Source organism: Streptomyces sp. NPDC059906, from assembly GCF_042730645.1.
GTDB classification, from domain to species: Bacteria; Actinomycetota; Actinomycetes; order Streptomycetales; family Streptomycetaceae; genus Streptomyces; species Streptomyces rubrogriseus.
Map to the genome: position 1 here is coordinate 103,186 of NZ_JBHWKU010000003.1, position 19,185 is coordinate 122,370.

General features: G+C 72.5%; 15 protein-coding genes. 4 read left to right on the top strand and 11 right to left on the bottom strand.

All coding sequences use genetic code 11. The features are described 5' to 3' along the window. Nucleotides 1-88 precede the first annotated feature (88 nt). Nucleotides 89-739 carry a zf-HC2 domain-containing protein gene (locus tag ACFV9J_RS05900; RefSeq protein WP_385350411.1) on the top strand — a complete coding sequence of 217 codons (651 nt, stop codon included), beginning with the start codon at nucleotides 89-91 and terminating at the stop codon, nucleotides 737-739. Between the two features lie 53 nt (nucleotides 740-792). On the opposite strand, the gene ACFV9J_RS05905 is transcribed toward ACFV9J_RS05900, so the two are convergent. Both ACFV9J_RS05905 and ACFV9J_RS05910 read right to left on the bottom strand, forming a co-directional pair. Further along, a complete protein-coding gene (locus ACFV9J_RS05905) occupies nucleotides 793-1,656 on the bottom strand; it encodes an Fpg/Nei family DNA glycosylase (RefSeq protein WP_385350414.1) in 864 nt (287 codons plus the stop codon). A 40-nt stretch (nucleotides 1,657-1,696) separates the two neighbouring features. Beyond that, nucleotides 1,697-3,787: a SpoIIE family protein phosphatase gene (locus ACFV9J_RS05910; RefSeq protein ID WP_385350417.1), complete on the bottom strand. Its 2,091-nt coding sequence runs from the start codon at nucleotides 3,785-3,787 to the stop codon at nucleotides 1,697-1,699. A 139-nt stretch (nucleotides 3,788-3,926) separates the two neighbouring features. On the opposite strand from ACFV9J_RS05910, the gene ACFV9J_RS05915 reads away from it, so the two are divergent. Continuing rightward, nucleotides 3,927-5,339 (top strand): lipase maturation factor family protein, encoded by a 1,413-nt coding sequence (locus ACFV9J_RS05915; protein WP_385350420.1) that lies wholly within the window; start codon nucleotides 3,927-3,929, stop codon nucleotides 5,337-5,339. A gap of 25 nt (nucleotides 5,340-5,364) precedes the next feature. Here the strand turns inward: ACFV9J_RS05915 and ACFV9J_RS05920 are convergent, their stop codons facing one another. From ACFV9J_RS05920 to ACFV9J_RS05940, 5 genes are all read right to left on the bottom strand, one after another. Beyond that, nucleotides 5,365-8,388 carry an alpha-mannosidase gene (locus ACFV9J_RS05920; RefSeq protein WP_385350423.1) on the bottom strand — a complete coding sequence of 1,008 codons (3,024 nt, stop codon included), beginning with the start codon at nucleotides 8,386-8,388 and terminating at the stop codon, nucleotides 5,365-5,367. 138 nt (nucleotides 8,389-8,526) lie between these two features. Continuing rightward, complete coding sequence (locus ACFV9J_RS05925) at nucleotides 8,527-9,774, bottom strand: glycosyl hydrolase (RefSeq protein ID WP_385350426.1); 1,248 nt, start codon at nucleotides 9,772-9,774, stop codon at nucleotides 8,527-8,529. A gap of 31 nt (nucleotides 9,775-9,805) precedes the next feature. Next, nucleotides 9,806-10,726 carry a carbohydrate ABC transporter permease gene (locus tag ACFV9J_RS05930; protein ID WP_385350429.1) on the bottom strand — a complete coding sequence of 307 codons (921 nt, stop codon included), beginning with the start codon at nucleotides 10,724-10,726 and terminating at the stop codon, nucleotides 9,806-9,808. Next, a complete protein-coding gene (locus ACFV9J_RS05935) occupies nucleotides 10,723-11,652 on the bottom strand; it encodes a carbohydrate ABC transporter permease (protein WP_385350432.1) in 930 nt (309 codons plus the stop codon). The genes ACFV9J_RS05930 and ACFV9J_RS05935 overlap by 4 nt, the downstream gene beginning before the upstream one ends. A 6-nt stretch (nucleotides 11,653-11,658) precedes the next feature. Continuing rightward, nucleotides 11,659-12,951: an ABC transporter substrate-binding protein gene (locus ACFV9J_RS05940; RefSeq protein WP_385350435.1), complete on the bottom strand. Its 1,293-nt coding sequence runs from the start codon at nucleotides 12,949-12,951 to the stop codon at nucleotides 11,659-11,661. A 242-nt stretch (nucleotides 12,952-13,193) separates the two neighbouring features. Here ACFV9J_RS05940 and ACFV9J_RS05945 point away from each other — a divergent pair, with 242 nt between their 5' ends. Next, nucleotides 13,194-14,243 (top strand): LacI family DNA-binding transcriptional regulator, encoded by a 1,050-nt coding sequence (locus ACFV9J_RS05945; RefSeq protein WP_385350438.1) that lies wholly within the window; start codon nucleotides 13,194-13,196, stop codon nucleotides 14,241-14,243. A 94-nt stretch (nucleotides 14,244-14,337) separates the two neighbouring features. Here ACFV9J_RS05945 and ACFV9J_RS05950 read toward each other — a convergent pair whose 3' ends face one another. Then, a complete protein-coding gene (locus ACFV9J_RS05950) occupies nucleotides 14,338-14,820 on the bottom strand; it encodes a GNAT family N-acetyltransferase (protein ID WP_385350441.1) in 483 nt (160 codons plus the stop codon). 55 nt (nucleotides 14,821-14,875) lie between these two features. Continuing rightward, entirely contained in the window at nucleotides 14,876-15,052 is a 177-nt protein-coding gene (locus ACFV9J_RS05955; protein ID WP_385350444.1) for a hypothetical protein, read from the bottom strand. 474 nt (nucleotides 15,053-15,526) lie between these two features. Between ACFV9J_RS05955 and ACFV9J_RS05960 the strand changes: the two genes are divergently transcribed. After that, nucleotides 15,527-15,970 carry a hypothetical protein gene (locus ACFV9J_RS05960; RefSeq protein ID WP_385350446.1) on the top strand — a complete coding sequence of 148 codons (444 nt, stop codon included), beginning with the start codon at nucleotides 15,527-15,529 and terminating at the stop codon, nucleotides 15,968-15,970. 67 nt (nucleotides 15,971-16,037) lie between these two features. Here the strand turns inward: ACFV9J_RS05960 and ACFV9J_RS05965 are convergent, their stop codons facing one another. Together ACFV9J_RS05965 and ACFV9J_RS05970 are read right to left on the bottom strand one after the other, a co-directional pair. Continuing rightward, nucleotides 16,038-17,585, bottom strand: coding sequence for an SDR family NAD(P)-dependent oxidoreductase (locus ACFV9J_RS05965; protein ID WP_385350449.1), 1,548 nt, complete (start codon nucleotides 17,583-17,585; stop codon nucleotides 16,038-16,040). A 102-nt stretch (nucleotides 17,586-17,687) separates the two neighbouring features. Continuing rightward, on the bottom strand, nucleotides 17,688-19,028 hold the full coding sequence (locus ACFV9J_RS05970; RefSeq protein WP_385350452.1) for a wax ester/triacylglycerol synthase family O-acyltransferase: 1,341 nt from the start codon (nucleotides 19,026-19,028) through the stop codon (nucleotides 17,688-17,690). Nucleotides 19,029-19,185: the final 157 nt, after the last annotated feature.

The following is a 19,185-nucleotide window of genomic DNA, read 5'->3' on the forward strand; positions in this document are numbered from 1 at the left end:
GGGGCGGCTTGAGTGATTCGGCTGTCGGGTGCGTACGGGTGGGAGCAAGGAGTAACCCCACCCGCACCCAACGGTACGAGGATTCGGCATGAGGTCCCTGGAAAGGCATCGTGACGTCGGCGCCTACGCGCTCGGCGTGCTGGACGAAGCGGAGGCCTTCCGCTTCGAGGACCACCTCATGGAATGCCCCCGGTGCGCGGCCCAGGTGACCGAATTCGGCCCCGCCACCCGCCAGTTGATGCTGTTCCGGCAGGCGACCCCCCGTATCGTCCATCCCCTGACCAGGCCGGGACCCCGGCTGCTCGACCGGCTGCTGTCCGAGGTGGCCACGCGCCGGCGGGCCGGCCGGCGGCGGGTGCTGTACGCCGTGGCCGCCGCCGCCGTGTGCGCCGTGGCCGGGCCGGGCGCCGTGCTGTACGCGAGCCAGGGCGACCCGGCGGCACCGGTCACCGCGACCGACGCCCGGTCCGGGGTGTGGGCGCGGATCACGGCCGAGGACGAGACCTGGGGCACGGACGTACGGCTGGACGTAAGGGACGGGGGCGGACCGCGCTCCTGCCGGCTCGTCGCCGTGGGCCGCGACGGGTCCGAACAGACGATCACCAGCTGGATGGTCCCCGGACACGGCACCGGCCCGCACACCATGCGCGGCGGGGCCGCCCTGCATCCCGGCCAGATCGACCGCTACGAGGTGCGGACGGCGGACGGCGAGCACCTGGTGACGCTGCCGGCCGGATGACCGCCGCCCCGGCGACCGCGGCCCCGGCAACCGCCGCCACCGGGTGGGCACCGCTACTTCAGCAGCCGGGACATCCTGCGGTCCGCCAGCGGTTTGCCGCCGGTCTGGCAGGTCGGGCAGTACTGGAGCGAGGAGTCGCTGAAGGAGACCTCGCGGACGGTGTCGCCGCACACCGGGCAGGGCTCTCCGGTACGGCCGTGGACCCGTAGCCCGCTCTTCTTCTCGGCCTTCAGGCGTCCGGCGGCGATGCCCCGGGAGCGTTCCACGGCCTCGGTGAGCGTGCCGCGCAGGGCCGCGTACAGCCGGGCGGTCTCCGCGTCGGTCAGGGAGGCGGCCAGCTTGAACGGGGACATCTTCGCGGCGTGCAGGATCTCGTCGCTGTACGCGTTCCCCACGCCCGCGATCAGGCTCTGGTCGCGCAGGGCGCCCTTGAGCTGCCGCCGCTCACCGTCGAGGAGGGCGGCGAAGCGGACCGCGTCGAAGTCGTCGGCGAGCGGGTCGGGGCCGAGCCGCGCCACGCCGGGCACCTGCCGCGGGTCGGCCACGACGTAGACCGCGAGCCGCTTCTGCGTGCCCGCCTCCGTCAGGTCGAAGCCCGCGCCGGTCTCCAGGGCGACCCGCAGCGCGAGCGGGCCCTTTCCGGGCTTGGGCAGGCCGCTGGGGAGGCTGTCCTTCCAGTGCAGCCAGCCGGCCCGGGCCAGATGGGTCACCAGGTGCGGGCCGCCGGCGGTCTCCACGTCGAGGAACTTGCCGTGGCGGTGCACGGCCGCCACCCGGTGCCCCTCCAGCGCCGTGAGCGGGGGGTCGTACGTCTTCAGGACGCTGATCGCCACCGGCAGAACCCGGACGATCTCGTGGCCGGTGAGGTGTTCGGTCAGGAAGTCGCGGAGCGCCTCGACCTCGGGCAGTTCTGGCATACGTCCAGAGTGCCACCGGCCACCGGGGGCGCCAGTGGGTTCAGCCCGCCCCGTGCGCCACCACGAACTCCGCCCAGACGACCTTGCCGCCGCCGCGCGCCTCCACGCCCCACTCGTCGGCGAGCGTGTCGACCAGGAGCAGCCCCCGTCCGGACACCCCGTCGTCCCCGGCCTCCCGGCGGCGCGGCAGGGCGCTGGAGGAGTCCTCGACCTCGACCCGCAGCCGCCGGTCGGTGCCGGTGAGCAGCCGCAGGGTGACGACGGCGGAGCCCTCGGTGTGCATGAGGGCGTTGGTCATCAGCTCGTCGGCGACCAGTTCGATCTCGTCGCTCTGCGCCTTGGCTCCCCAGGACCGGACGGCGGCGCGGATCATGTGCCGGGCCTCGGTGAGCCCCTCCGGGTCGCCCGGGGAGACGTGCTGCTGGACCCGGCCGAAGGTCCGCGGGGCGCCCAGGCCGTGCCTGCGCAGCACCAGCAGCGCGACGTCGTCGTCGCCGCGCCGCTCGTCGACCACGTCGATCAGCCGGTCGGCCAGGTCCCGCACGTCCTGCGGCCCGGAGGTGATCAGCGCGGTGAGGACGTCCATGCCCTCGTCGAGGTCGGCGCCGGGCTGCTCGACCAGACCGTCGGTGCACAGCAGCAGGGTGTTGCCCGGGTCCAGCTCCAGGGTGGCGACCGGGTAGGCGAGGCGCCCGAACTCGGCGGACAGGCCGAGCGGCAGCCCGCCCTCGACGCGCACCAGGCGGCAGGTGCCGTCCCCGAAGCGCAGCAGCGGGTCGATGTGTCCGGCGCGGACCACCTGGACCACTCCGGTGCCCAGGTCGGCCTCCGCGTACAGGCAGGTCGCGAAGCGGTCGGTGTCCAGCTCGTGCAGGAAGACGGAGGCCCGCGCCATCACCGTGGCCGGCGGGTGGCCCTCGGCGGCGTAGGCGCGCAGCACGATGCGCAGCTGGCCCATGACGGCGGCGGCGTGCGTGTCGTGGCCCTGGACGTCGCCGATGACGGCGCCGACGCGGCCGCCGGGCAGCGGGATCAGGTCGTACCAGTCGCCGCCGATGTCCCGGCCGAGCGCGCCCCCGATGGAGGCCGCGCGATAGCGCACGGCGACGTCGCAGCCGGGGACGCTGGGGATGGTACGCGGCAGCATGGCCTGCTGGAGGCCCTCGGCGAGGTCCATCTCCTGCTCGTAGAGCATGGCCCGCTGGAGGCTCTGCGCGATGCCGCTGCCGAGCGCGACCAGCACGTTGCGGTCCTCCGGGGAGAAGCCGTGCCGGTCGCTGTAGAGCAGCCCGATGGCGCCGATGGGCCGGGCCTGGGCGATCAGCGGCAGATAGGCGGCGGCGGTGATGTCGAGGTGGGTGATGTCCTGCCACAGCCCGGGGTAGCGCTCGGCGAACTCCTCCGGCGACTCGATGAAGCGGGGGCTGAGGGTCCGTACGGCCTCGCTCATCGGGTACGGCTCGTCGATCCGGGTGATCCGGGTCCCGGGGATGAAGCTGTTCTCGGGGCCGTCGGCGACCAGCCGGATGCGGCCCGCCTCGACCAGGCCCATCACCAGGCTGGTGGCGCCCAGCCGGGTGAGTCCGTGGGTGTCGCGCAGCACGTCGATGACGTCGTCCACGGTGCGGGCGTGCGCGAGGGCGGCCGTGGCGAGCTGGACGACGTTGGTGAGCCGCCGACGTGCCTCGTCCAGCGCGGCCTGCTCGCGGTTGGCCGCGATGTCGGCCATCTCCTGGGTGGCGTCGCGGACGATGCCGATGATCCGCCGGGGGCGGCCGGTCTCGTCCCGGCGGATGTAGCCCTGGGTGTGGGTCCAGCGCAGGGTGCCGTCGCGGCGGCGCAGCCGGAAGTAGGTGCCGTAGTTCTCACTGCCGTCCTTCATGGCCCGCGCGACGATCGTGTCCATCCGGCGGCTCTCGGCCGTGGGCACGCGCAGCGACAGCGACTCGGGGCGCCCGTCGTACTCCTCCGGGCGCAGGTCGAACACCTCGTGGGCCTGGGCGTCCATGTGGAACAGCCCGGCGTCCAGGTCCCAGTCGAAGCTGCCCATGCGGTTGAGCGCCAGAATCGGGTCCGGGTGGGCGGGCCAGTCGTCCGGGAGTGACGGGGCGCTCGCTCCCCGATCAGACATGGACCCCACCTTGCCAGGATTTGTCGGAATCTTCGACTCCTGGTCGCCGGACAGGGGGAAACAGAGGGAAAGGGTCCGGAGGGGGGCGGGCGACGGCCGGGGCGGGGGTACCCGGAGCGGGTACGAGAGGAGCCCGGCCGTGGAGTGGTTCACCGCACCCGACTACTGGCTCGCCCGGCTGGTCTTCCAGCGGGCGCTGGCCGTCGTCTACCTGGTCGCGTTCCTGACGGCCGCCCTGCAGTTCCGGGCGCTGCTCGGCGAGCGCGGTCTGACACCGGTGCCCCGCTTCGTCGAGCGGGTGCCGTTCCGGCGGGCGCCGAGCCTGTTCCAGTGGCGCTACTCGGACCGGCTCTTCGCGGGCTGCGCCTGGGCGGGCTGCGCGGTGTCGGCGGCGCTGGCGGCCGGGCTGGACTCGCTGCTGCCGCTGTGGAGCGCGATGCTGCTGTGGCTGGTGCCGTGGGCGCTGTACCTCTCGATCGTCAACGTCGGACAGACCTGGTACTCCTTCGGCTGGGAGTCGCTGCTCCTGGAGACCGGCTTCGTCGCCGTGTTCCTGGGCAACGAGGAGGTGGCGCCGCCGGTCGTGGTGCTGTTCCTGCTGCGCTGGCTGCTGTTCCGGGTGGAGTTCGGGGCGGGGCTGATCAAGATGCGCGGCGACGAGTGCTGGCGGAAGCTGACCTGCCTGGACCACCACCACGAGACCCAGCCGATGCCGGGCCCGCTGAGCTGGTTCTTCCACCACCTCCCCAGGCCCCTGCACCGCGTCGAGGTCGCCGCGAACCACGTCACGCAGCTGGTGGTGCCCTTCCTCCTGTTCGCCCCGCACCCCGTGTCGACGGCCGCCGCGGCGCTGATGATCGCCACCCAGCTGTGGCTGGTGCTCTCGGGCAACTTCTCCTGGCTCAACTGGGTCACCATCGTGCTGGCCCTGTCGGTGGTCCGCTTCCCGGCCGATGCCCCGTCCGTGGCCGCCGCGCCGCTCTGGTACGAGGTGGTGGTCCTGGCGGTGACGGCGCTGCTGGTGTTCCTGAGCCACCGGCCGGTGCGCAACATGATCTCCCGCCGCCAGGTGATGAACCGCTCCTTCGACTCGCTCCACCTGGTCAACACCTACGGCGCCTTCGGCTCCGTCAGCCGGGTCCGCTACGAGGTGGTGATCGAGGGCACCGCCGACGAGGTGGCCAGGAAGGACGGCGACTGGCGGGAGTACGAGTTCAGGGGCAAACCCGGCGACCCGCGCAGCTGGCCGCGCCAGTTCGCGCCGTACCACCTGCGCCTGGACTGGCTGATGTGGTTCGCCGCGCTGTCGCCCTCGTACGCCGGGTCGTGGTTCGCCACCCTGGTGGAACGGCTGCTGGAGAACGACCGGGCCACGCTGCGGCTGCTGCGCCGCTCCCCGTTCCCGCCCGGCGCGCCGCCCCGCTTCGTGCGCGCCCGGCTGTTCCGCTACCGGTACACGACCTGGCGCGAGCTGCGGGAGACGGGCGCGTGCTGGGAGCGGACGTATGTGCGGGAGTACCTGCCGCCGACCCGGCTCACCGCTCCCCGGTGAGCCGGGCCCGTCGCGGGCAACTGCGCTAGGCGCGCTTCAGCCGCAGGGTCACCAGCTCGAACGGACGCAGGCGTACGGCGATCCGGTCGCCGTCCGGCCGGGGCGCCTCCGTGTCCGCGAGGGGGCGCTCCAGCAGGTCGGTCACCTGCACGTCGGTGATCGCGAACCCGGCCGTCAGGGTGGCGCGGACCCGGCCGCCGTGGGCCTCGTGGAAGCGGACCACGACGTCGCCGCTGCCGTCGTCGGCGAGCTTGACGGCGGTGACGACGACCGCGTCCCGGTCGACCGTGACGAGCGGGGCGACCTGCCGGGTGCCGCCCGTGAGGTGCCGCTCGGGCAGGTTGATCCGCCAGCCCTCGCGCACGGCGTCGCCGATGCCCGCGCCGGGCACCAGCGCGTGCCGGAAGCGGTGCACGCCCTGGTCGGTCTCGGGGTCGGGGAAGCGCGGGGCGCGCAGCAGGGAGAGCCGGACCGTGGTGGTCGTACCCGCGTCGGCGTCGGTGCGGACGGTGCGGGTGACGTCGTGGCCGTACGTCGAGTCGTTGACGAGTGCCACGCCCCAGCCGGGCTCCTCCAGGTGCACGAAGCGGTGGTTGCAGGCCTCGAACTTGGCCGCCTCCCAGCTGGTGTTGGTGTGGGTGGGCCGGTGGAAGTGCCCGAACTGGGTCTCCGACGCGTACCGTTCGGCGTGCACGTCGAGCGGGAAGGCGAGCTTGAGGAACTTCTCCGTCTCGTGCCAGTCCACCTCGGTGTCCACCTCAAGCCGCCGCTCCCCCGGCGCCAGGGTCAGCACCTGCGTGACGCGGGAGGAGCCGAAGGAGCGGACGATCCGCACCGAGGCGCCGTCGTCGCCGGGGACGACCTCGTCGGCGTCGGTGAGGTCGGTGACGGTGTTGCGGTAGAACTCGTCGACGTCCCAGGCGTCCCACATGTTCGGGAAGTCCGGGTGGAGCTGGAGCAGGTTGCCCGCGCCGCCCGGCGCGATCGTCTCGCGGTCGGCGGCGAGGTCGTACGCCGACACCACCAGGCCCCGCTCGTCGATCTCGACCCGCAGCAGGCCGTTGTCCAGGACGTGGCCGCCGCCGGGGCGGGAGCCGAGGTCGGTGCGTCCCTCGGTCGCCGGGGACGTGGCGGCGCCCGCCGGGACCCCGGCCCGCGCGTGCGGGGCGGAGTTGAAGACCAGCGGGGTGTCGCCGTCGCCGGCCAGGGCGCGCTGGGCGGCGTCGATGATGCCGTTCAGCTCCTCGGCGACGCGGTCGTAGGTGGCGCGGGCCTCGCGGTGCACCCAGGCGATGGAGGAGCCGGGCAGGATGTCGTGGAACTGGTGCAGCAGGACCGTCTTCCAGATCCGGTCCAGGTCGTCGTAGGGGTAGGGGAACCCGGCGCGCACGGCGGCCGTGGCCGCCCACAGCTCGGCCTCGCGCAGCAGGTGTTCGCTGCGGCGGTTGCCCTGCTTGGTCCTGGCCTGGCTGGTGAGGGTGGCGCGGTGCAGTTCGAGGTACAGCTCGCCGACCCAGACCGGCGGGGCGGGGTTCTCGGCCTCGGCCTTCTCGAAGAAGGCGTGCGGGGTCTCCCACTCGACCGTCGCCGAGCCTTCGAGGTCGCGCAGCCGGGCCGCCTTGGCGACCATCTCGCGGGTGGTGCCGCCGCCGCCGTCGCCCCAGCCGGTGGGGGCGAGGGAGTGCCGGGCGACGCCCTTGTCCTTGAAGTTCTTCGCCGCGTGGGCGATCTCGCTGCCCTTCATCGAGCAGTTGTAGGTGTCGACGGGCGGGAAGTGGGTGAAGATCCGGGTGCCGTCGATGCCCTCCCAGCGGAAGGTGTGGTGCGGGAACTTGTTCGTCTGGGACCAGGAGATCTTCTGGGTCAGCAGGTACTTGGCGCCGGCCGCCTTGATGATCTGCGGGAGGCCCGCCGCGAAGCCGAAGGTGTCCGGCAGCCACGCCTCGTCGTTCTCGACGCCGAACTCGTCGAGGAAGAACCGCTTGCCGTGCACGAACTGCCGGGCCATCGCCTCCGAGCCGGGCATGTTGGTGTCCGACTCCACCCACATGCCGCCGGCCGGCACGAACCGGCCGTCCGCGACCGCCTTCTTGACCCGTGCCCACACCTCGGGCCGGTGGTCGCGCACCCACGCCCACTGCTGGGCCTGGGACATGGCGAAGACGAAGTCCGGCTCGTCCTCCAGGAGGGCGGTCATGTTGGAGGTGGTACGGGCCACCTTGCGCACGGTCTCGCGCAGCGGCCACAGCCACGCCGAGTCGATGTGCGCGTGTCCGACGGCGCTGACGCGGTGCGCGGAGGGGACGGCGGGAGCGGACAGCACCTCGGTGAGGCGGGAACGGGCCGCTTGCGCCGTTCCGCCCACGTCCTGGAGGTCGATGGCGTCCAGCGCCTTGTCGACGGCGCGCAGGATCTCCCAGCGGCGCGGCGAGTCCACCGGCAGCTCGGCCATCAGCTCGCCGAGGACCTCCAGGTCGAGGACCAGGTTCCACACGGTCTCGTCGAGGACGGCGAGGTCCATGCGGGCGAGCGTGTACTGCGGTTCGCTGCCCGCCGTGTCCTTGTCCCCGAGCTGCGTGGGCACGAAGGGGTGGTAGTCGAGGATCACGGGGTTGGAGGCCGCCTCGACGTGCAGGCGCACCTCCTCGCCGCCCTCGACGGGGGCGCCGATCCGCACCCACTGGTTGCGCGGGTTGAGGCCCTTCACCGGGGTGCCGTCGGGGCGGTAGACCAGGCCCTCGCACTGGAAACCGGGCATGTTCTCGTCGAAGCCGAGGTCGAGGATCGCCTCGACGGTCTTCCCGGCCCACTCCTTCGGCACGGTGCCGGTGACGCGGAACCAGCTGGTGCCCCAGGGCGCGCCCCAGCGGGCGCCGACCTCGATGGGCAGCGGTTCGGCCGCGAGCCCCTCCTCGACGGGGACGGGCTCGCCGGGCGCGTTCCAGACCGCCACGTCCAGCGGTACGGACTCGGGGTAGAGGGCGGGGCGGACACGCTCGTCGAGGACGCGCTTGAGGCGGGCTTCGACCAGGCTGCGGTCGTCATGCATGCGGGTGCTCCGGGGTCGGGGGCGGGTGATTGCCTGGGGTTGGGCGGGCGGTGGCGGGGGGCCGACGTCAGGTACAGCTCCCCAGCGGGACGCGCTTCGAATCGTGCGGCGCCCTCGTTCCGCCGCGCGGGGCGGCGGTCACGGGACGGGTACCTGGTCTGGGGTGACGACCTCGGTGATGCCGCGGGAGGCGAGGTGCCCGGGGTCCGCGGCGCGGGTGTCGAGGACGGTGGTGGGACGGGCGCCGTCGGCGACCAGCCGGAAGAAGGCGTCGAAGACGGCACCGCCGGGGGCGCAGGCCGAGCGGGCGGCGGGGTCCGCCGGGACGGCGAGGGCAGTGGTGCGAGGGGCGGGGGCGGGGCGGGCTCCGTCCCGGGCCGCGCGCGCGGCGCTCGCCAGGACCCGTGCCGTGTCCTTGGGGCGCCGGTCGTTGGTGAGGAGCCCGAGCCCGTACTCCAGCTCCGGGAAGTCGGCCAGCGCCCGGGACACGTCGTGGGAGCACCACCAGGTGATGCCCCACAGGTCCGGGCAGTCCAGGGCGTTCTCGACGGTCGCCTCGGTGAAGGCGGCGGCGTGCTCGGCGGGGACCAGGGGTGCGGGGGCGCCGACCTCCTGGAGCCAGACCGGGCGGTGCGGGTCGTCGGCCCAGGCCTTGCTCAGCTCGATGAGGTAGGCGGCGTGGTGCTCGCTGGGCACGGAGGTGCGGCCGTGGCGCTGGGCGGTGCCGTTGAAGACCCAGGAGTGCACCGCCGTGACGGCGCCCTGCCGGGCGGCCTGGGCGGGGGTGAACGGCTGGTCGTCCTGGTACCAGGTGGCGTCGTACTCGGCGTGCAGGTGCATGCGGCCCGGGGCGCCCTCCTCGCAGGCGGCCAGCATCCGCTCCAGCCAGGCGTCGATCTGGGCGCTGGTGGCGCGGTCCGGGTCGGGGTGGGGCCCGGCGGAGAACTGGTTGACCTCGTTGCCGAGGGTCATGCCGAGGAAGTTGGTCCGTCCGGCCAGCGCGGCGGCGAGGGTGCGCAGGTAGGCGGCCTGGCCGTCGATGGCCTCCGGGTCGGTGAACAGGTTGCGCCGGTGCCAGGTGCGGGTCCAGGCCGGCACGTAGTCGAAGCTGCTCAGATGGCCCTGGAGGCCGTCCACGTTGACGTCGAGGCCGCGTTCAGCGGCCGCGTCGACCAGTGCCACCAGGTGCTCCACCGCGCGCTCGCGGATCAGGGCGCGGTTGGGCTGGAAGTACGGCCACAGCGGGAAGACGCGGACGTGGTCCACGTCCAGCGCGGCGATGGAGTCCAGGTCGGCGCGTACGGAGTCGAGGTCGAAGTCGAGCCAGTGGTGGAACCACCCCACGCTCGGGGTGTAGTTGACGCCGAAGCGCACGGCAGAAGGCATGCGGTGTCCTTGAGAGGGGGAAGCGGGTGGTTCAGCCCTTGACGGCGCCCTCGCCCACGCCGCGGAAGAAGTACCGCTGGAGGCAGGCGAAGAGGGCGATGAGCGGCGCCACGGCGATGATCGTGCCGGCGGCGACCAGGCGTTCGTCGTTGGCGAAGGTGCCGTGCAGGTAGTTCAGGCCGATGGTCAGGGTGAACTTGGACGGGTCGCTGAGCACGATCAGGGGCCACAGGAAGTCGTCCCAGGCGCCCATGAAGGCGAAGATCGCGACGACGGCGAGGGTGCCCTTCACGGCGGGCAGCGCGATCCGGAAGAAGCGCTGCCAGACGTTGGCGCCGTCGACGAAGGCGGCCTCCTCGATCTCGTAGGGGAGGTTGAGGAAGGCGTTGCGCATCAGCAGCACGTTCAGGGCGCTGACGCACCCCGGCAGTACCACGCCGACCAGGGTGTTGTTGAGACCCAGCTCCCGCATGGTGGTGAACTGGGCGATGATGATGCCCTCCACCGGCACGAGCATGGCGAGGATGAACACCAGGGTGGCGACGCGGCGGCCGCGGTAGCGCAGGCGGGCCAGGGCGTAGCCGGCGAGGGCGGCGCCGACGCAGTTGGTGACGACGTTGGCCGCGGCGACCTTCAGCGAGTTCAGGGCGTAGTCCCACACGGGGATGGTCTCGGCGACCCGCTGGTAGTTGTGCAGGGTGGGGTCGGCGGGCAGGAACTTCGGCGGGGAGCTGAAGATGTCCTCGGTGGGGCCCTTGAGCGAGGTCGACAGCTGCCACAGGAACGGCCCGATGGTCAGGGCGAGGACGCCGAGCAGCAGCAGGTAGCTCAGGGCCAGTTCCCAGCCGCGTACGCGGCGGCCGTGCTCGTCGGTGATGCGCGGTTCGCGCTTGCGTTCCCGGGCGGCGGGCCTGGTCCGCTCGGCGGGCCGGGTCTTCTCGGCGGTGCTCACGCGTCCTCCTTCCGGTCGGCGCGCAGGACGAGCAGCATCAGGACGACGGTGACGACGAAGACGACGACGGAGATGGCGGACGCGTAGCCGACCCGGCCGGTGAGGCCGGTGCCGGTGCGCTGGACCAGCATCACCAGGGTGGTGTCCTCGCCGGCCGGCCCGCCGTTCGGGCCCGCCATCAGGTACACCTCGGAGAAGACCTTGAAGGCGGCGACCGAGGAGAGGGCGGCGACCAGGACCATGGTGGAGCGGACGGCGGGCACCGTGACGGTGAGGAAGCGGCGGACCGCGCCCGCGCCGTCCACGGCGGCGGCCTCGTGCAGTTCGCGGGGCACGTTGGCCAGCGCCGCCAGGTAAATGATCATGTAGTAGCCGAGGCCCTTCCAGACCGTGACGCCCATCGCGCTGAGCAGGATCAGCCACTGGTCGCTGAGAAAGCCGACCGGACTGGCGCCGAGCGTCTCCAGCAGGGAGTTGACCAGGCCGCGCTCGTCGAGGAGCCAGACCCAGATCAGCCCGACGACGACGATCGAGGCGACGACCGGGGTGTAGAAGGCCGAGCGGAAGAAGGTGATGCCGGGGATGTTCTTCTGCACCAGCAGCGCGAGCAGCAGCGGCAGCAGGACCAGCGCGGGAACGACCCCGAGGACGTACAGGGAGCTGTTGCGCAGGCCGATCCAGAACATGTCGTCGTGGAGCAGCTCGCGGAAGTTGTCGAGGCCCACGAACTCGCCCGGGACCAGCGTGCGGCGGTCGGTGAAGGAGTTGACCAGGGTGGAGACGAAGGGGTACAGGATGAACGCGCCGGTGATCAGCAGACCCGGTGCGGCGAACAGCCACGGACTGGTGGGCAGTTGGCGCCGCACGCGCCGGACGCCGCCCTTGCGGGCGTCCGGGGTGCCGGTGGTGAGGGTGGGACTCGCCATGATGTCTCAGCCCTGCTGCTGGAGGAGCCGGTCGCACGCCTTGACAGCGTTGTCGAGGGCTTCCTTGGGGCTCTGCTTGCCCTGGAGCGCCTTGGCGACCTCGTTGCGCAGCGCGGTCTTCATCTGCTCGCTGAACAGCACGGGCGTGTAGTTGACGGCCGTCTTCAGCGACTTGGCGGCGGCGACCCGGACGCGGGTCTCGTCGGTGCCGTCCTCCTTGGTGAAGTACGGGTCGTCCAGCGAACCGGCGGTGCTCGGGAAGATGGCGACCTGCTTGGCGAACGACATCTGGTGCGCCGCGTCGGTGACGTAGTGCGCGAAGGCGACCGCCGCGGGCTTGCGGTCGCTCTGCGAGTTCACCATCAGACCCATCACGTACATGTTGACGTGGCCGGTGCTGGTGATCTGGTCGGTGATGCCGATGTTCTTGTACAGGCTGGGTGCCTGCTTCTTGAAGTTGGCGAGGTCGAGCGCGCTGCCCGGGTTCATGGCGACGGCGCCGGTGAGGAACTTCTTCCCGGTGGACTCCGGGGTGGCCGTCAGCGCCTGCGCGTCGAGGGCCTTGGCGTCGAACAGCTCCTTGTAGTGGGTGAGGAGTTCGACGCCCTTGGCGTCGTTGAACGCGAAGGCGGTGCCCTCCTTGTTCATGAGCGACGCGCCGTAGCGGCCGAAGTCCTCGATGGTGGGCACGTTGGCGAGCGTGGCGACCTCGCCGTCGGTCTTGTCGGCGATCTTCAGGGCGGCGTCGAAGAGGTCGTCGTACGTCTTCGGCGGCTGCTCGGGGTCGAGTCCGGCCTTCTCGAAGAGGGACTTGTTGTAGAAGAGCGGGCCGGTGTTGAGGTACCAGGGGAAGGCGTACGTGCCGTCCATGCCCGGTATCCGGTGGCTGGCCCAGGCCCCCTCCAGGTACTCCTTCTCGTACTGGCCGGCGGCCTTGTCCAGGTCGAGCGCCAGGCCCGCCTTGGCGAGCGGGGCGACCAGGTCCGGGGAGACGTTGACGACGTCGGGCAGGGTGCCGCCGGCGGCGTCGGCGCTGATCTTGTCGGCGTAGCCCTCGCCGGGCTGGTCGACCCACTTGACGTGGGTGTCGGGGTACTTCTTCTCGAAGTCGGCGATCAGACCCTCGAAGTAGTCCTTGAAGTTGGCCCGCAGGTTCCAGGTCTGGAAGGTGATGTCGCCCTCGACCTTGCCCGAGGCGTCGGTCGAGGAACCGCCGTCGCCCCCGGAACCGCAGGCGCTGAGCGGCAGGACGAGGGCGGCGACGGCGGCGACGGCGAATGTTCTGCGCGAGGTGGGCACGGTGACACGTCTCCCTGAAGGACGTCGGCGGTGGGATGCCAGCGACCATGCACGGCGATTCCGCGGAAAGTCAATGGATTCACGCCAACTAAAGCAGATGACACAGCATTAGTGCAGGTCAGCGCGTCGTGAGCAGGCTCTTGCCAGAAACTACTAATGCGCTTTAGGATCTTCACACTCAAGCGCTTTAGTTGAGGCGGCTCGCACCGCTCGCACCACTCGCACCGAGGAAAGGAGCGCGCATGCCCGCCAAGCGGCCCGCCGCGCGCCGGCCGACGATGAAGGACATCGCGCGCCGGGCCGGGGTCTCCGAGAGCGCGGTGTCGTTCGCGCTGAACGACCGGCCGGGGGTCTCCGAGATCACCCGGGACCGGGTGCGCCGGGTGGCCGAGCAGCTCGGCTGGCGGCCCAGTACGGCGGCCCGCGCGCTGTCCGGCGAGGGCGCGGCGACGGTCGGCTTCGTGCTGGCCCGGCCCGCGCACACCCTCGGCGTGGACTCCTTCTTCCTGCAACTGGTCTCGGGCATCCAGGAAGTGCTGGCGGAGCGGCACCTGGGGCTGTTGTTCCAGGTGGCGCAGGACGTCGCGGACGAGTGCGCGGTGTACCGGCGCTGGTGGGCCGAACACCGGGTGGACGGCGTCCTCGTGGTGGACCCGCGCACCGACGATCCACGCCCGGACCTGCTCGACGAACTCGGCCTGCCCGCCGTGGTGATCGGCGGGGCCCCGGACGAGCGCCACCCGGGGCTGTCGACGGTGTGGGCGGACGACGCGGGTGCGATGGCCGCGCTGGTGGACGGGCTGTACGCGCTCGGGCACCGGCGGATCGTGCACATCGCCGGGCTGCCGGACCTCGCCCACACCGAACGCCGTATCCGCGCCCTGCGCGCGGAGGCCGGGCGGCGCGGTCTGGGCGAGGTCGAGTCGGTGACCACCGACTACTCGGACGCCGAGGGAGCGGCCGTCACCCGCCGCGTCCTGGAGGCACCCGCTCCCCCGACCGCCCTGATCTACGACAACGACGTGATGGCCGTCGCCGGGGTCGCCGCCGCGGCCGAACTCGGCTTCTCGGTACCGGCGGACGTGTCCGTGGTGGCCTGGGAGGACTCGGCACTGTGCCGCATGGTCAAGCCCTGGCTGTCCGCCCTGTCCCGGGACAGCGTCGAGTTCGGCCGCACGGCGGCCACGGAGCTGACCGCCCTCCTCGACGGCGGTCCGGCCCGGACGGTGCGGGTGCCGGTGCCGCGACTGATCGAGCGGGACAGCACCGGAACGGCCCGGCCGCCGGCCTGAAGGCAGAGGCGGCCCTGCTGGAGCCGGCGCAGCGGATCGAGGCGCTGCGGCCCTGGCGGCGGGCGGCGCCGTTCGGCCGAGGGGGCGGGGAGCCCTACAGGGCGCGGTGCATGATGTGCAGGCCGACCCGCCCGTGCCGCGGGTGGTCGAAGGCGTCCGGCACCGTGCCGAGGATGGTGAAGCCGAGGGAGGTCCACAGCCGGACGGCCGGGTTGGTCTCGACGACGGCGTTGAAGACCATGCCCCGGTACCCGTCGGCCCTGGCGGCGTCCAGGACGTACTCGGCGAGGGCCCGGCCGGCGCCGCGTCCGGCCCGGTCGGGGTCGACCATGAAGCCGGCGTTGGCGATGCGGGCGGCGGGGCCGCCGTAGTTGGGGGTGAGGTAGGCGGAGGCGACGACGGCACCGGTGTCGTCCTCGGCGACGTAGACGCGTTTGGCGGGGCTCGTCCACAGGGCCCGGGCGTCCTCCTCGGAGGTGTCCGGGTCCCAGGCGTAGGTCTCGCCGGCGGCGACGATGCGGTGCCAGAAGGGCCAGATGTGCGGCCAGTCGCCGGCCGTGGCTTCCCTGATCAGCATGGGCGTGAGTGTGGCACGCCCATGCGTGCGTCGGCCTCGGTGGGTGGCGGGCGGGTCAGTCCACGCTCGGCAGGATGTGCGGCTCGGCGAGGTCCTCCTCGTAGCCCGCGAGGCGGATGGGGGCGGAGCGCGCCCACACGTCGAGGCTGCCGATCTCGCCGGGCCGGCGGCCGGACCGCCCGGTGCGTTCCTCGGTGCGTTGCTCTGGGGTCGTCGTCGTTTCCGGTGTCACCGCGCACTCCTTATGTGTCGGGTCACCCTTGGGGGCTGCCGACGCCAGTCTCCTGTCCGGCACCCGGCGCCCGCTCGGGTGTGGGTCGAATGCAGTTCGGACGCGGTGGCGCCGGCAACTCGTGCGGAAGCAGGCCGCTGTGAACCGGCTTGTCCCATGACGGACCTGGGTGTGGGTAGTGCCCTGTACTGCCGCCCGTCCGGACCAGATTAACCAAATGAGCGGGGGTGCGCTCTATGGGGCTCAAAAGATGGGAGAACCATTGCCCTTCGCTCCGCGCCCAGTTGACCCGAGTCTGCCCTGATTTCCCCGCTTCCGCACGGTGTGCAACTCACCCGTTCGGCCTACATCGGGGTCCGCACCTTCGAATGCCGGCGGCGCCGGGGCGGGCAGTTAAGTTGCCGTTGGCTGCGGCGCAAGCTCGCCATGGTCTGCTGCTCGTCGGCAACGGCTGTCTCGTGGGAGGACCGAGGCATGGAACTGCGCAGTGTCGAGGAGCTGATGGACCTGCTGTACGCCTGCCGGGGCGAACGGCCCGCCGGAGGGGCCGGCGGCGGGGCCGGGGATCCGCACGGGCACGCGCTGCGCACAGCGGCGCTGCTGCGTCGGCGCCGCCCGGCGGACAAGGAGCTCCAGGTCGCGGGGCTGGTCTCGCCGGTGGGACGACTGCTGTGGCCCGGCAGCCCGACCGCCAGGACGGCCGCCGCGGTAGGGCCGCTGCTCGGCGCCCGTGTCGCCCGCCTGGTGCGCCGCCGGGCCCACCCGGAGGCCTGGGACCACGACGACGACCTGGTCAGCCTGCGTCAGGCCGAGGAGGAGGCGCGCACCGCCGTCTTCGACGCCGGGGTCCTGGAGGACTGGCGCACGGTGCTGGAGCTGACGGCGGCACGGAACTCGCGGCTGGGCGCGGTCGACTGAGGCACCGTCCGGTGCGGACCGGACGGCACCGGCCGCCCGGAGTGCCGGGGGTGCCGGGAGCACCCGGTCACCACTTGCCGGGCGCGTAGTCCTTGAGGAAGACGCCGTACATGTCCTCGCCCGCCTCGCCGCGCACGATGGGGTCGTAGACGCGGGCGGCGCCGTCGATCAGGTCGAGCGGGGCGTGGAAGCCCTCGTCGGCCAGGCGCAGCTTGTCGTAGTGAGGACGCTCGTCGGTGATCCAGCCGGTGTCGACGGAGGTCATCAGGATCCGGTCGGTGTCGAACATCTCCTGGGCGCTGGTCCGGGTCACCATGTTCATGGCGGCCTTGGCCGCGTTGGTGTTCGGGTGACCGGCACCCTTGTAACCGCGGGCGAACACGCCCTCCATCGCCGAGACGTTGACGACGTAGGCACGCCCCGCGGGCGCCTTGCGCGCGGCCTCGGCCATCGAGGCGCGCAGCGCGCTGATCAGGATGAACGGCGACGTGTAGTTGCACAGCTGGGTCTCCAGCAGTTCCACCGGGGAGATCTGCTCGATGGTCTGGACCCAGGTGTTGGAGTCGACGACGTCGGGCACCAGGCCGCCCGCGTCGATGGCGGTGCCGTCGCGGTGCCGGACCACGCTGGCGTTGCCGGCGACCAGGGCGAGGTCGGCCACCTGCTGCGCGTCGAGCCCCGAGGTGCCCAGCGGCAGCGCGGCCAGGCCGTCCACCGCACCGGAGTTGAAGGCCCCGATGACCTGGTGCGCGGGCAGTTCACCGGCGGGCAGCGGGGCGCTCTCGCCCTCGACCAGCGCGGCGTACGCGGAGGGCAGGCGGCGCACGGTCTGGGTGGCGTTGTTGATCAGGATGTCGAGCGGGCCCTGCTCCGTGATCCGCTCGGCGAGGGCCACGGCCTGGGCGGGGTCGCGCAGGTCGATGCCGACGACGTCCAGGCGGTGCAGCCAGTCCGCGGAGTCGTCCATCGCCTTGAAGCGGCGGATGGCGTCCTTGGGGAAGCGGGTGGTGATCGTGGTGTGCGCACCGTCGCGCAGCAGCCTGAGCGCGATGTACATGCCGATCTTGGCGCGGCCGCCGGTGAGCAGCGCGCGCTTGCCGGTGAGGTCGGCGCGGGCGTCGCGGCGGGCCCGGTTCTCGGCGGCGCAGTCCTGGCAGAGCTGGTGGTAGAAGTAGTCGACCTCGGTGTAGCGCTGCTTGCAGACGTAGCAGGAGCGGGGCCGCTGGAGTATGCCGGCGATCGTGCCCTGCTCGGTGCGCGAGGACGGCAGCAGGCCCTCGGTCTCGTCGTCGATGCGCTCGGCGGACCCGGTGGCGGTGGCCTCGGTGACCGCCTTGTCGTGGGCGGTCTTGGCGGCGCGGCGCTCCTGGCGGCGGCGCTGCTTGACCGTGCGGTAGATGTGCGAGGTGGCCCGGCGGACCCGGATCGCGTCCGGATGGTCGACGTCGAGGGTGTCCAGCTCCTCCAGCACGCTCAGGCAGACGGCGAGCCGCTCGGGGTCGATGCCGGGACCGTAGGCGGCGGCGGTCACCTCTCCCGCGGACACCTCTTGCGTGGCCGCCCGGCCCGCGGCCACCTCGTCCGTGGTCGCCGAGCCGTCCTGTGTCACCGTCATCGCCGCTGCCGTTCCCTGGTCACCGTTGCGGCGCTTTGGGGGCGACCGCTGTCGAACAGCGGATTTTATTCAGCGCGCGGCGTGGATCCAAACCCGCCGGGGTCAGGGACGGCACGCCGTGAGCAACGTCTCCACCTCCTCGGCCACCGCCGCGGCGAGCCGGTCGAGGTCCGGCACCGCCTTCGCGTCGGCGACCAGGCCGTAGTGGACCCGTCCGCGGTACGTCGAGACGGCCACCGCCAGGGAGTGGCCGCGGGCCAGCGGGGCCAGGGGACAGACCTCGGTGAGCGGGTGCCCGCCGAGCCGCAGCCCGAGGCTGGGCAGGGGCACGCTGGTGACCAGGAGGTCGAACCAGAGCCGGGCGGCCCCGGAGACCAGGGGCCCGCCGAGCCGGTGGCCGAGCGCCGGGACGTGGTCGGCGAGCAGGGCGACGGCTCCGGCGCCGCGTCCGGGCCCGGCGTCCTTGTTGCGGTCCATGGCGGCGCGGACCGTGCCGAGGCGGGAGAGCGGGTCGGGGTCGCCGACCGGAAGCCGTATCAGGTACCCGGAGAGCCGGTTGCCCTGCGGGTGGGCACTGCGCGGGCGGCGCTTGGAGACGGGGATGAGGGCGCGGGGTGCGACGCCCTCGCTGCCGTCGCCGCGCTCGTCCAGCCAGCGGCGCAGGGCGCCCGCGACGACCGCGATCAGTACGTCGTTGACGGTGCCGCCGGTGGTCTTGCGGACGTGGTGCACGTCGTCCAGGTCGAGGGACACCCCCGCGGTCCGGCGGGTCCCGGAGGACTCGGCGGTGAGCGCGGGCGAGGAACGCACGTCGAGGGTGGACAGCGCCGCGGCGGCACCGATGTCCAGGGCGCGCCCGGCGTCGGACAGGGCGCCGCGCAGCCGGTCGGGCAGGGCGCGCACGTCCGGCAGGAGTGCGCGCGGCGGCTGCTCGGGGCGGGGCCGGGGTGCCGGCAGGTCCATCGGGTCGAGGACGCCCGCGGCCAGGGTGAGGGCACGCAGACCGTCGGCCAGGGCGTGGTGGAACTTGAACAGCACGGCGAAGGACCCGCCGTCCGCGCCCGGCAGCACGTGTGCCTCCCACGGGGGGCGTCCGCGCTCCAGGGGGTGTTCCATCAGGCGCCCGGCCCGGGCGTGGAAGTCCGTGGTCGGGGCGTGCAGCCGCACGTGGTCGAGCGGGTCGAAGCGGGGGTCGGGCTCGCGGGTCGCGCCGCCGAACGCGAACGGCCGGCGCAGGGCCAGCGGCGGCTGCCAGGTGTCCCGGATCCTCATCCGCAGTCCGGGCACCGCGGGGGCGCGGGCCGCGAGCAGGTCCGCCGCGAGCGCGCCCGCGGTGGGCGAGTCGGCCTCGAAGACGCCGAGCGCGCCCAGGTGCATGGGGTGCTCGGCGGACTCGATGTTCCAGAACGCCAGGTCGAGGGGAGCGAGCGGATCGGGAGTCAAGGGCTTGCCTCGCAAGGACGACGCATGGGCGGCGGATGGGGGCGGATGGGCCGCGGATGGACAACGGGTGGACAAGCAGTCAATCGCTCTCCGACGATTACGGTCAAGTAAGATCAAGTTACGCACAGTTAACAAGAGATTGAAGTCCCGCCCCTGT